At 44.5% G+C, this 12390-nt stretch carries 12 protein-coding genes; 8 read left to right on the top strand and 4 right to left on the bottom strand.

Annotated features, from left to right (window positions below; translation table 11 throughout):
* Positions 1-55: 55 nt before the first annotated feature.
* The gene (locus LNL84_RS11215) at positions 56-298 is read right to left on the bottom strand and encodes a hypothetical protein (protein WP_244357335.1); all 243 of its coding nucleotides are present in this window, start codon (positions 296-298) and stop codon (positions 56-58) included.
* Positions 299-528: 230 nt separating this feature from the next.
* On the opposite strand from LNL84_RS11215, the gene LNL84_RS11210 reads away from it, so the two are divergent.
* The 7 genes from LNL84_RS11210 to LNL84_RS11180 all read left to right on the top strand — a co-directional run bounded on the left by LNL84_RS11210 (position 529) and on the right by LNL84_RS11180 (position 7535).
* Positions 529-1335, top strand: a complete 807-nt coding sequence (locus LNL84_RS11210; RefSeq protein WP_244357334.1) for a crotonase/enoyl-CoA hydratase family protein — start codon at positions 529-531, stop codon at positions 1333-1335.
* 205 nt (positions 1336-1540) lie between these two features.
* On the top strand, positions 1541-2071 hold the full coding sequence (locus tag LNL84_RS11205) for a hypothetical protein (RefSeq protein ID WP_244357333.1): 531 nt from the start codon (positions 1541-1543) through the stop codon (positions 2069-2071).
* A 330-nt stretch (positions 2072-2401) separates the two neighbouring features.
* Positions 2402-2842, top strand: a complete 441-nt coding sequence (gene cynS, locus LNL84_RS11200) for a cyanase (RefSeq protein ID WP_244357332.1) — start codon at positions 2402-2404, stop codon at positions 2840-2842.
* Between the two features lie 346 nt (positions 2843-3188).
* The gene (locus LNL84_RS11195; protein WP_244357331.1) at positions 3189-4274 is read left to right on the top strand and encodes an ABC transporter ATP-binding protein; all 1086 of its coding nucleotides are present in this window, start codon (positions 3189-3191) and stop codon (positions 4272-4274) included.
* Between the two features lie 22 nt (positions 4275-4296).
* Complete coding sequence (locus tag LNL84_RS11190; protein WP_244357330.1) at positions 4297-5352, top strand: ABC transporter substrate-binding protein; 1056 nt, start codon at positions 4297-4299, stop codon at positions 5350-5352.
* Between the two features lie 85 nt (positions 5353-5437).
* Positions 5438-6682 (top strand): ABC transporter permease, encoded by a 1245-nt coding sequence (locus LNL84_RS11185; RefSeq protein WP_244357329.1) that lies wholly within the window; start codon positions 5438-5440, stop codon positions 6680-6682.
* Positions 6683-6686: 4 nt separating this feature from the next.
* Positions 6687-7535, top strand: a complete 849-nt coding sequence (locus LNL84_RS11180; protein WP_244357328.1) for an ABC transporter permease — start codon at positions 6687-6689, stop codon at positions 7533-7535.
* Between the two features lie 14 nt (positions 7536-7549).
* Here the strand turns inward: LNL84_RS11180 and LNL84_RS11175 are convergent, their stop codons facing one another.
* Together LNL84_RS11175 and LNL84_RS11170 are read right to left on the bottom strand one after the other, a co-directional pair.
* Positions 7550-9274, bottom strand: a complete 1725-nt coding sequence (locus LNL84_RS11175; RefSeq protein ID WP_244357327.1) for a bifunctional protein-serine/threonine kinase/phosphatase — start codon at positions 9272-9274, stop codon at positions 7550-7552.
* 65 nt (positions 9275-9339) lie between these two features.
* Positions 9340-10179 carry a formate/nitrite transporter family protein gene (locus LNL84_RS11170; protein ID WP_244357326.1) on the bottom strand — a complete coding sequence of 280 codons (840 nt, stop codon included), beginning with the start codon at positions 10177-10179 and terminating at the stop codon, positions 9340-9342.
* A gap of 113 nt (positions 10180-10292) precedes the next feature.
* Here LNL84_RS11170 and LNL84_RS11165 point away from each other — a divergent pair, with 113 nt between their 5' ends.
* Positions 10293-10451, top strand: a complete 159-nt coding sequence (locus LNL84_RS11165; protein WP_244357325.1) for a hypothetical protein — start codon at positions 10293-10295, stop codon at positions 10449-10451.
* Positions 10452-10453: 2 nt separating this feature from the next.
* On the opposite strand, the gene LNL84_RS11160 is transcribed toward LNL84_RS11165, so the two are convergent.
* Complete coding sequence (locus LNL84_RS11160) at positions 10454-11884, bottom strand: sodium-dependent transporter (protein WP_244357324.1); 1431 nt, start codon at positions 11882-11884, stop codon at positions 10454-10456.
* Between the last annotated feature and the right edge of the window lie 506 nt (positions 11885-12390).

Below are 12390 nucleotides of genomic sequence, written 5' to 3'. Positions count from 1 at the left end.
TTGTCGATCAGGGCTTTTTTGTGGACGTCTTTTTGGGAGTCAAGCGTGATTGACGTTAATTAAAAGCAGGCTTCGTGTTCACTGAGGGTTTTCTTAACGCAAGCAACATCGGAACAAACCACAGAAAAGCAATAAAATGCGCGTAGTGAGCGGCGATGTCGACTAATGCCTGTCCAGCGAGGCTATCTTGCGCTACATTGCCTGGCAGAACCAGCTTGAGCAACAAAAAGGTAAATAGGGCGGCTGATATATTGATCAACCAGGGTTGTGTTGATTTTAGTCCGTTAGTTTTACTCATACATCCATCTTGAGTTTGTTATATCACCAATCATCATATCTACCTTAGTTGACCGCGCGCAGGCCATTGCCTCTTAGTATTTTTGGAGTCGGCCTCTAACTGTTTTATAAAAACTGCGTGACTTCTCACCTTTACAGGAAGGTTTTTGAGCATTTATTCTAATTGTTCAATCTTGTGTCTACACTTTATCAATCTCAATGTAATGGAATAGACCAACAAAGGAATGAACAATGGATTATCAGCATATAGAGGTGGAAAGAAAAAAGGATGTGGTGGTCGTGAGTTTGCATCGACCAAATAAGCTTAACGCTGTTGATAAAATCATGTTTGATGAACTTGTCCATGTCAGCAAATATCTAAAAAAAGATCGCGGTCTACGTGCTGTAATTTTAAAAGGAACAGGTGATAACTTTAGTTCAGGCTTAGATTTTAAATCCATGATGAGCAATAAACGTTACGCCGTTCAGCTTCTGTTTAAATGGTGGCCGGGAAATGCCAATCAGGCACAGCAAGTGAGTGCCAATTGGCGCAAACTATCAGTCCCTGTGATTGCCGTGATAGAGGGATACTGCTGGGGGGCCGGGTTACAAATTGCTTTGGGTGCTGATTTTAGAATTTGTTCTCCAAATGCCAACCTGTCGATAATGGAGGCTAAAATGGGCCTAACCTCGGATATGGCGGGATCGCTAACCTTGCGAGAGGTCATGCGAAAGGATCTGGCCATGCGCATCAGTATGTGCGCGACACCGTTGGATGGAAAAACTGCACTCGATTACGGGTTGGTGACTGAGGTCAACGATAACCCGATGCAGGCGGCAGAGCAGCTCTGTCAACAAATAGAAAATACCTCACCCGATGTGACCGCAGCAATTAAGCATATTTACAATCGTTACTGGACAGCGCCAGCTTGGAAACTGTTAGCTTACGAAACCTATAGCCAAATTCGGATAATGATTGGTAGGAACTTTGCTCGTACTCAAGCAGCGTTACGTAAGAAATCGTCTCCAGACTTTAAGCAAAGACAGCGATTTTGGTGATTTGAAACGAGTTGTTTCCTATTTTACTGCTGATAATAGCCACCAATGAGGTGGCTTTTTTATTGGTAAGATAACTGAGTTAAAAAGGGGAGATTTGACCTGTGAATGCGAATCGATTTTATCTTGACGAAGGCCCTATGGGTCAATAGAATTCGCTCTCTTTTTAGAGCCAATATCGCGCTTTCACTCGATACTAAAGACCACCATGACCGTCACCACATCTCAATTTGTTACTTGGGGAAAACGCAGCTTTGCTTTGTCTTCACTGCTCCTTTCTTGCCTATCTAATGCCGCATCTTATGAGCCCAAGCTGGCTATTTTGGGGGGCATCTCCGCGCTGAATTCAACAAAATCCTATGGGCTTTCCGTGTACCAGTTGCAAGGAGAAGGTCGTTGGGGATTCGGTGGTAGCGTTGATGTGGGTAATATCAGCGAATCCGACCGAGGCGCAAGTTTAAGCTCTGACTTTTATTCTGCGCGAGTGGCACTGACCTACGGTGTTACCGACAACATTTATATCGTGCCAAGCGCTGGTGTTGTTCAATCCAAACTAGAACGTAACTACTATTATGCAGGGCGTTATCACTACTTTGAGAACGACTCGATAGGATTTTCACCCGCTTTAGATTTCGTCGTGGAAAGTGACGGGTTAACAGGATCGGTTGGCATGAGCCAGCTTCCTTTAGTCGATCGTAATGAAACGGCGTTTAATTTTAAAGTTGGCTATGCCTTTTAGCGCCAACGAACCATGGCTTTCTTTGGCAGTGATAAAGAAAGCCAACCGTTAAATACTGCCAGCGTTCTCAGTCCTATTTGTAGGCGATAAATTGCCTAATCCATTCACGCCCTTATTTTATATTCGTGGAATTACGGCTGCTCTATTTCTCTGCTTCTGCCAAAAATACCTTCGACATGTTTGCATCGTTTTTGACTATTTTGCACTAAAACGACGCAAATCCCGCCTTAATCGACCCATTTACACTGTTTTTAATACGGCACAACAATTGCTTTACTCTTATTTCTAACTCAAAAAATGAATGTATAGGTTGAATGAAAGGAGTGTCCTATGAAAAGGGAAGATGTTGTTGAAGCGATTATCATCGAGAAAAACAAATTAGGGTTAAGTTGGCAAGACATTGCGGATGAACTGGGGATGGGCTGTGTGTGGGTGACCTCGGCTTGCTTAGGTATGAACAGTATGCCGAAAGCCCCTGCAGCGCGTTTGTGTCAACTTCTTGAGTTGCCAGAAGAAGCTCAGTCCGTGCTCATGTCATTTCCGACCAAAGCGTGGTCACGAGATGTACCACAAGATCCTTTGGTGTATCGCTTGTACGAAGTGGTGGGTGTGTATGGAGATACTTTAAAAGAGGTCATTCAGGAGAAATTTGGTGATGGCATCATGAGCGCGATTGACTTTTCGATGGACGTTGAAAAGCTCGAGGACCCCAAAGGGGATAGAGTGATCATTACCATGAACGGTAAGTTCTTACCTTATAAAAGTTGGTAGAGAGTGTGATGGTCGGCGATACATTTCTAGTGTGATCGTCGGACATTTAACTTAACTGAGTGGTGTTCCGTATAAATTTGGCAGCAACAATAATATTTTCTGCGAATTATTGTCGAAACGTCACCTTTTTTATCTACTCTGCTCTTCAATAAGGGGAATTGTCCTGATTTAGTGTCACTTTTCTTCAAATGACAATATACGAATCTTGTCCTTTGTGACTGAAAAGTAAAGGATAAATCACATATTTAGATGTTAAATGTTGCTGTATTGTTAATTGCGACTAGTGTAATTGAGTGGTGAGCAATATCTGAAATGGTCGTTGGCAGTAGAGGGATAGGCAGTAGAGATGGATAGTCGTTACGTACAGTTTAAAAACGTCAAAAAGAGCTATGATCGACACAATTTCGTCGTGAAAGATTTTAGTCTTGATATTGCTAAAGGGGAGTTTGTCACTCTGCTGGGGCCATCAGGATCGGGCAAAACAACCTGTTTGATGATGCTCGCTGGATTTGAAGATGTTACCAGCGGCGCAATTGAGGTAAATGGCCAACTTATCACACACGTTGCACCCTATAATCGAAATATAGGCATGGTTTTTCAACACTATGCACTTTTTCCTCATATGACGGTTGCGGAAAACCTCGCTTACCCCTTGCATGTTCGCAAGATGCCTAAAGAGAAGATCAAAGCTAAAGTACATGAATTTCTTTCATTGGTAGAGCTGGAATATTTTGGAAATCGCTACCCAGGACAGCTTTCTGGTGGACAAAAGCAGCGTGTCGCTTTAGCGCGTTCATTGATCTTTGAACCTTCGATTGTCTTGATGGATGAGCCGCTTGGAGCGTTGGACAAAAACTTACGTGAACAAATGCAATTCGAAATCAAACGACTGCATGAACAGTTAGGCTTTACGGCTATTTACGTTACACACGACCAAACCGAAGCACTGACTATGTCAGATCGTATCGCTGTGTTTGAAGATGGTGTGGTGCAGCAGTGTGCCGATCCTTCTACCTTATATGAACGACCAGCCAATGCCTTTGTCGCAGATTTCTTAGGGGAGAACAACCACCTGCCTGGTACGTTAACCAAAGTCGACGGCGAACATGCCCATATTGAGTTGTCTGATGGCACCGAAGTTGTGGCAACGGCGATCAATTGTCCGGATGTTGGTGAGCCTTGTTTATTGGCGGTACGCCCAGAGAATTTCTTTATTGGTGACAAAGACGAAGTTAAGAGTAATCAAGTATTGGCAACCTTTGTTACTCGGCTTTATGTCGGTGACTTCATTCGTTATTTCTTTAAATTAGATGACGATAGAGACGTAATGGTGAAGTTACTGAATGACCAGCAAGCACCGACTTTACAGGTCGGTGAATTAACCAGCCTAACGTGGTCCATTTCTGATGGGTTAGCGCTTGATCAACCTTAATCAAGGAACGAAAGGATATATGATGACGAAAATGAAAAAATGGCTTCCTGTCATGTTTGCGTTGGGCTTGAGTCATTCTGCACTAGCTGACCAACTTACCGCAGTATCATTTGGTGGTGCTTATGGCGACGCACAGAAAAAACATATGTTAGACCCGTTTACTGAAAAAACAGGCCATAAAGTGCTGTCAGAAAACTATTCAGGTGGTATCGCCGAGCTTAAAGCACAAGTCGAAAGTGGCAATGTGTTGTGGGACGTCATTGATGTCGAGGTTATCGACTTAGAGCGAGCATGTTCTGAAGGTCTATTAGAAGTGTTCCCTATGGACACTTTGCCTGCAGGCAGTGATGGTACACCAGCCATGGAAGATTTTAGCTCAGAAGCGCTCGCTAATGAATGTGGTGTGGGTAATATCGTTTGGACTATTTTGTTTGCCTATAATCACGACACGATCAAAGGTGGCAAACCGAGTACGATCCAAGATCTGTTCGATACCAAAACTTACCCGGGTAAGCGCGCATTTCGTAAGCGTGCTCAAGTGAACCTTGAATGGGCTCTACTTGCAGATGGTGTTTCCAAAGACGATGTTTATGAAGTTCTAAGCACTGATGAAGGTCAGAAGCGTGCTTTTGCAAAACTTGACACCATAAAAGATGACATTGTTTGGTTTGATAGCTGGTCTCAGGCTCCACAGCTACTTAATGATGGCGGTGCTGTGATGGTGCAATCGGCAAACGGTCGTTTCTTTGATGCGATTCAGCGTGAAGGTAAGCCATTTGAGATGGTATGGGACTCACATGTTTACGACCTTGATGTTTGGGCGATCGTAAAGGGCACAAAGAAGAAAGCATTGGCTGAAGAATTTATTCGCTTTGCGACAGGATCAAAACCATTGAGTGGCATGCCTGAAGTAGCCTATGGTCCAACACGTAAATCGGCGTATCAATATGTGGATCCTGCGGTGATACCAAAACTACCTTCATCACATCTAGACGAAGGGGTTAAGGCTTCAGGAGACTTCTGGGCTGACTACGGAGAAACATTGGGCGAGAAGTTCAATGAATGGCTGCTTCAATAGCAGCTGTGATGTAAGCAACGGGTCACATCGATTGCTGATGTGACCCAGATTCTACGCTTTAAGATTTTCAAGGATGAAAGTACCCATGGCGAGTGAAAATACCCTGACGTTGACAGAACTCGCGCAAAGCCAGAAAAAATATAGAAACAAACAGTGGATGCTGTTTCTATTTACGCTGCCTTTGCTGCTGTTTGTATTAATTGCGTTTTTGGCGCCAATTACAACGATGTTGTACAGAAGTGTTTATCACCCAACGGTGGCACAATTGATCCCTGACACCCTGAATGCGATGCAATCTTGGGATGAGTCGACTGGGGCTCCGCCGTCTGACGAGATCATCAAAGTATTTGCCATAGAGCTTCACGGACTTGCAAAGGAAAGACGTTCTGGAAAACTTGCAGAAGAGATTAACCGAGCGCTACCGGGTTCTTCGAGCCAAATAAAATCTACAGCACGCAAAATCAAAAAGTTGCCCATAGAAGATCTACGTTTAGATGGGGCGAATATCCTATTGGATAAACACAAAAAGTGGCGCTCAGCGGATGTATGGGTGGCGATCAAGTCATCCGGTAATAAATGGACAGAGCGTTATTATTTGACGGCTCTTGACCTGAAAAAGACCTTGCAAGGTGATATAGAGGCAAGGGATACCAAAATATACATTAAACTGTATTGGAAGAGCCTTAAAATCGCGTTGTACATTACCTTACTCACAGCGATCATTGCTTTCCCACTGTCATATTACCTATCGAACGTGTCGGCCAGTAAGGCTAACTTTCTATTGGTTTTTGTGCTTTTGCCGTTTTGGACATCACTGCTAGTTAGAACCACGTCATGGATTGCACTTTTGCAAACCAATGGTGTCGTCAATAGCACCCTGAAAGCCATTGGAATTATCGATCAACCTTTGGAGTTACTCTATACCGAGTTTTCCACCATCATCTCAATGACACATATCTTGCTACCATTCATGATATTGCCCTTATACAGTGTGATGAAAAACATCGATCCTAGTTATTTTCGAGCGGCGTTGTCACTGGGATCAAAGCCCTTGCCTGCCTTCATAAAAATCTATTTTCCTATGACCTTACCGGGACTGAGCGCAGGGGCACTGTTGGTCTTTATTATTTCAATTGGTTACTACATAACTCCTGCGCTGGTGGGCGGAACCGATGGCCAGATGATCAGTAATATTATCGCCTTCCATATGCAGTCTTCGAACAACTGGGAGTTGGCGGCAGCCTTAGGCAGTTTGTTGTTAATCCTTATTTTAGCGCTCTATTGGTTGTACGATCGATGGGTAGGCGTCAACAATATTAAGTTAGGCTAGTTGAATGAACCGATTTCCTCGATACTTTACGCCATTGCAAAAACTTGGCTCTATTTCATTGTCATTTAGCGCGTACTTGACGCTGTTTTTCTTAATGATGCCGATACTGGTGATCATACCGTTGTCTTTCAATGCTGAGCCCTATTTTAGCTTTACGCCGGGTATGCTAGCGTTCGACAAAGAAGCCTACTCATTGGAGTGGTATGCGGAGATTTGGCACGATGACAACTGGCTGCTTGCGATAAAAAACAGTTTCTTGATTGGCATATGCGCCACCTTGATTGCCACAATATTGGGTACAATGGCAGCAATAGGGTTGAGTAATTCTTCAATGCCCATGCAGCGCGTTATTATGGCGATACTGCTCTCGCCAATGATCGTTCCGCTGATCATTACCGCTGCGGGGATGTTTTTCTTTTATACGCAGTTGAATTTGGCGGGCACCTTTTGGGGCGTGGTCATTGCTCATGCTGCGCTAGGGACACCTTTTGTGATTATCACCGTCAATGCTGCTCTAGCTGGATTCGATTACTCACTAGTGCAAGCGTCTTTAGGTATGGGTGCTAAACCTGTATACACCTTTTTCAAAATCATCATGCCTCTTATTCGACCAGGGGTTATTTCAGGAGCGTTATTTGCGTTTGTGACTTCGTTTGATGAAGTGGTGGTGGCGCTGTTTTTGGCGGGCCCTGAGCAAAAAACCATTCCACGTCAGATGTTTTCTGGGCTGAGAGAGCAGATTAACCCGACCATTCTAGCCGTAGCGACGTTGCTCGTTATTCTTTCTGCTTTGTTATTGTTTACCTTAGAGTACTTGCGCTCACGTACGGAGCGCATCAAATTAAACGGTTAACACATGGGGCATGCTTAAGATACTTGTGTGGCAATTGACACCGACAGTGCAATGGCTAAAAGCAGCGAAATTCGTTGCCAGAACAGCACGGGATTTCGCTCTATAATGGGCATTGTTTGAAGACTTCGAGCTTTTGGGTTGGGTGTCGTCAGATCATGAATAAACTCACTGACCTCGCGATAGCGTTTATCTGGCCTAATTGAGACGGCTTTTTTAAGTGCGTAGTCGACCCACATTGGAACAGACAGATCACCATTAGATGAAGAGATGTACTTTAGACGCTGTTGGGCTTGTCTGTTGTGCGCCTTTGCAATGTCGTTAGCGTAAGGTAAACGCCCAGTAAGCAGTTGATAGGTTATAACTCCAAGAGAGAAGATATCAGATCGATGATCCCCTAGCTCGCCAATGAAGTATTCAGGCGCACAGTATTGTGCCGTACCGGGAATGCCCGATAGTGTGTGTTTGGTTTCCGCTATTCCAGCGACAGATGTCGCCCCAAAGTCGATGATTTTAACCGTACCTGAGTCATCAATCATAATGTTATTGGGGCGTAAATCCTGATGGACCATCTCTTGACGATGAAAAGCTAATAATCCTTTGGCTATTTGAGCAATGATACTCCTTACTGATTCCAAACTAGGCTGAGGGTTATCGTTCATCCATTGAGATAAGCTTTTTCCCTCGATGAACTCGCTAACGCTGTACACATACTTTTTTGGCCGCAGTGAGGCTTTCGTTTTGAGAATATGAGGGTTGTTCAGTCGCGTTGCTATCCAATCTTCCATTAAAAAGCCTTCCAGATATGTTGCATCATTGCGCATTTCTGTAGAAGGCGTTTTTAAAGCAACTAGCTCTTGGGTATCGAGATCTTTTGCAAGAAAGACATGGCTACGGCTACTGATATAAATATCTCTTAAGATCAGATAGCCATCAAAGTGTTGTTTGGCTTGAAGGTGAGGCGCTGGGGGGAGAGCTGTCACCTGATGCTGAAATTCCTCATAGCCGTGCTCAGGCAATTGCTCGATTAACACGATTTGCACCGTCAGATTGTCGTCGCTGCCAAGCTGCAAGGCACGTTCAACGAGCAGTTCGGCTTTGCTGTTTAAGTCGAGGCGCTCATCGCTAACGATTTTTACCATCTCTGTGCGAGTCAGAAATTCGTGCACGCCATCGGTGGTGAGCAAAAAGACATCGCCCACATTCAGGGGGGTTTGGCGATAATCAATATCTAAGGTGGTTCCTATCCCTAAGCCACGACTAAGATAGCTAGTCTGGGGGTCAATCACGCGACGATGGTCACTGGTCATTTGCTCTAATGAATTACCCGCTAGGCGATAGATTCGAGAATCTCCGCAGTGAAAAAGGTGAGCAGTATTGGATTTGAAAACAATGCCACTAAAGGTACACACATAACCCTTATCCGGTTCGTAGCGAAAGGCGCTGCTTTGCGTTTGAGAGTGGAGCCAATAATTGGCCGACTTTAGTACTTTTTGCGCTGAGTTTTTGACTGACCAGGCATCGGATGTTGAATAGTAATCTGCGACAAAACTACCGATCGCGGTTTCGCTAGCGATGTGACTAACATCGCTTGAGCTAATACCGTCAGCAATGGCGACTACCGCTCCCTTGGTATTGAGCTGCGGTTTATCAGGGATATGGTAACCCATGTGATCCTGATTGATGGGTTTTAGTCCAGCGCTAGTGGCTTGTCCTACGCTTAATGTTAACGTTTGTATCATATGCAGATCTCCCCGAGCAGAGCACGGGGAGCCTTGTTGGTTTGAAGCCTAAAGAAGCTTATCGATTAAGATGCTAAGCTATTTTGCGCCGCAGCTGATGGTTTGCGTTCCGGGCTGGTTTTTACGTGGGTGAGATACAACGGCAAGCCAACTAAAAATAAGCCACCAAACAAATTACCCAGTGCGGTTGGGATTTCATTCCAAATGAAGTAATCCATAACGGTGAATTCACCGCCCATGATCATAGAGAATGGGAATAGGAACATGTTTACAATTGAGTGCTCAAAGCCCATAAAGAAGAACAGCATAACAGGCATCCACATGGCCATCATCTTGCCGCTGGCTGAAGTTGAGATCATCGCTCCGACGACGCCCATAGATACCATCCAGTTACACAACATACCGCGTATAAAAATCGTCATCCAACCAGAAAAGCCGTGCTCTTGGTAACCAAGCGTTCGGGATTCACCGATACTACTGACTTTAGCCGCTAGGGTGCCGCCATCGGTATTGTAGCCATAGGTCAAAATAAAGGAGGCAAAGAAAGCAACCGTTAATGCCCCAGCGAAGTTACCGAGAAAAACAAGCCCCCAGTTTCGCAACATTTGGTTAACGGTGCAGCCAGAGCGCTTGTCTAATACAGCCAAAGGCACCAAAGTAAATACCCCAGTTAGTAGGTCAAACTTCATTAGGTAAAGCATGATGAAGCCGACAGGGAAGAGGAGAGCACCGACCAAAGGCTCTCCTGTTTTAACGATAACGGTGATGGCAAAAAATGCGGCTAGACCCAGAATGGCACCCGCCATAAACGCTCTGACCAATGTGTCTTTGGTTGACATAAATATCTTTTGTTCGCCCGCATCCACCATTTTAGTGGCAAACTCACGTGGTTCTATATAAGACATAGAAATACTCTCCTTGTTTTTAATTCCTCCAGTGCATAAGCGACTTTTGTGCCAGTTTTAACATTGTCTTTAATATCAGATGGTTAGGCTGAATTTGTTCTTTGGGACGCGGTATGTGGTTCTTTAACAGCACCATGTTAGTGCGCAGAGAAGGAGCGAATGCTTCGTTAGAAGGCAGGGGAATGGAAGGGGGAATGGTGGGGAAAAATGGCAGCATAAAAAAAGCGAGAAACCCGAAGGCTTCTCGCTCTACTTTTCTTGCTAATGTTTGATGTTATAGCTTTTTAGAGAAAATCGCTGCGACACCAATGATAGCGATACCAATAAGCATGATTGGACCTTTGCCACTATCAAAGCCACTTGAAATACCAGCAAATGCTACAACGGCTACTGCTACAGGGATAACAAACTTAACTAGGTTATACCAAAGGCCGAATAGCGGGAACTTCACTTCGCCATCGTTAGTGATTTCTTTTTCTAGCTCTTCACGACTGAGTCTCCAGCCCGCGAAGATACACACGAACATACCGCCAACCGCTAAGAAGATCTTATCTGTTAGTAGGTCGAAGATGTCGAATGCGCCTGTATCAAACAGCGTTGGACCAATGCCGCCTAGAGACAGAGAAGCAATGATACAAAGAACAGCCATAACAGCCGCTGCTGAGAACACAGCCGTTGTACGTTTCAGACCTTTCTCATCGATTAGGTAAGACACGACTACTTCCAGTAGAGAAACTGATGACGTTAGAGCCGCAACCGTTAAGCCTACGAAGAAAAGGAGTGCGAAGAGAAGACCAACACCGCCCATTTCAGCGAACAGTTGAGGTACAACAACGAATACTAGACCAGGGCCTGCAGCAGGCTCCATGCCAAGTGCAAACATCGCTGGGAACATTGCGATACCAGCCAGGATAGCAACACCGGTATCCATTGCCGTTACCATACCCGTAGTTTGAACAAGGTTCTCTTTCTTCTTCAGGTAACTACCGTATGTGATCATACAGCCCATACCTAGACTTAGAGAGAAGAACGCCTGACCAAGTGCAGCGAGAACAACGCCGCTGTCTACTTTCGAGAAGTCTGGGCTAAATAGGAACTCTAGACCTGCCATTGCGCCAGGTAGAGACAAACCTTTTACTGAAACAATAATGAGGATCAGGAAAAGGATCGGCATTAGAACCTTACCTGCTTTTTCGATACCGCCAGAAATACCACGGCTAACGATGATGATGTTCATCAGCAAGTAAATACCCATCCACATTAGTGGTTGGATTGGATCAGTAATGAAACCGCCAAAACTATCACCGATAGCCTCTGGGTTGCTCAGAAGACCTGTCGATACTTTTTGAACGTATGCTAGCGCCCAGCCACCTACAACGGGGTAGAAACCCATGATAAGCAGGCCACTTAATACGCCAATCACACCGACGAACGTCCAGCGACCGTCAGTTGACTTAAATGCGCCAACTGCACTGCGGCCAGTCTTACGACCAACAGCAAACTCAGTAAGCATGACACTAAAGCCAATGAAAATTACGAACGCAAGATAAATAGCGATGAATGCACCACCGCCGTTTTCACCTGCCGTGTATGGGAACTTCCAAATGTTACCTAAACCAACAGCAGAACCTGCTGCGGCCATAACGAAGCCTAATTTTGAGCCCCAATTGTCGCGGGGCTTCGTGGTTGTAGAGCTAGTAGCCACGGTATCTCCAAATTATTAGTTGTGTTTGTCCATAAATCTGCGCCGAAAATGTGGGTGTAATTTTTGTTTTACACTGTTTAAAGTTCTTTGAGGCGCGGTTGTCGTGACAAGTAAACCAGTTTGTGGTTGCTCATGGAAGAGCAAAAAGTGATTTTTTCGGACTTTTGTCTACTATTTGTAATTAACTGCTGATTTTTTACTCAATATGAGCGTTATTTTTCACAATTGCGCAATTTAGCAACATCTTAACTACTGATGAATCGTTCATTTAGTTGCATAAATGTAGTTCGAATACTGCCATTTAACAAATAAATTTTAGGTAACCCCCTTCAGAAGCGGGTAAATATGGATGGCGGGTTTAACCTGCTACAGGTGTTGGTAGTGCTAGTGATTAATAACTGGGCTGAATTCTTGAGATAAGGTCAGTATTGGCCTGATTTATAGCAAGTTGGGTGTAAGATGTGTCTTTAAACATGCTGGGTGAGATGTTGTCAATATGCTGGTTT

Source organism: Vibrio gelatinilyticus, from assembly GCF_022836845.1.
Lineage (GTDB): Bacteria > Pseudomonadota > Gammaproteobacteria > Enterobacterales > Vibrionaceae > Vibrio > Vibrio gelatinilyticus.
Note: the sequence above shows the minus strand (reverse complement) of the source record. Positions and strands in the feature narration are given on the sequence as shown.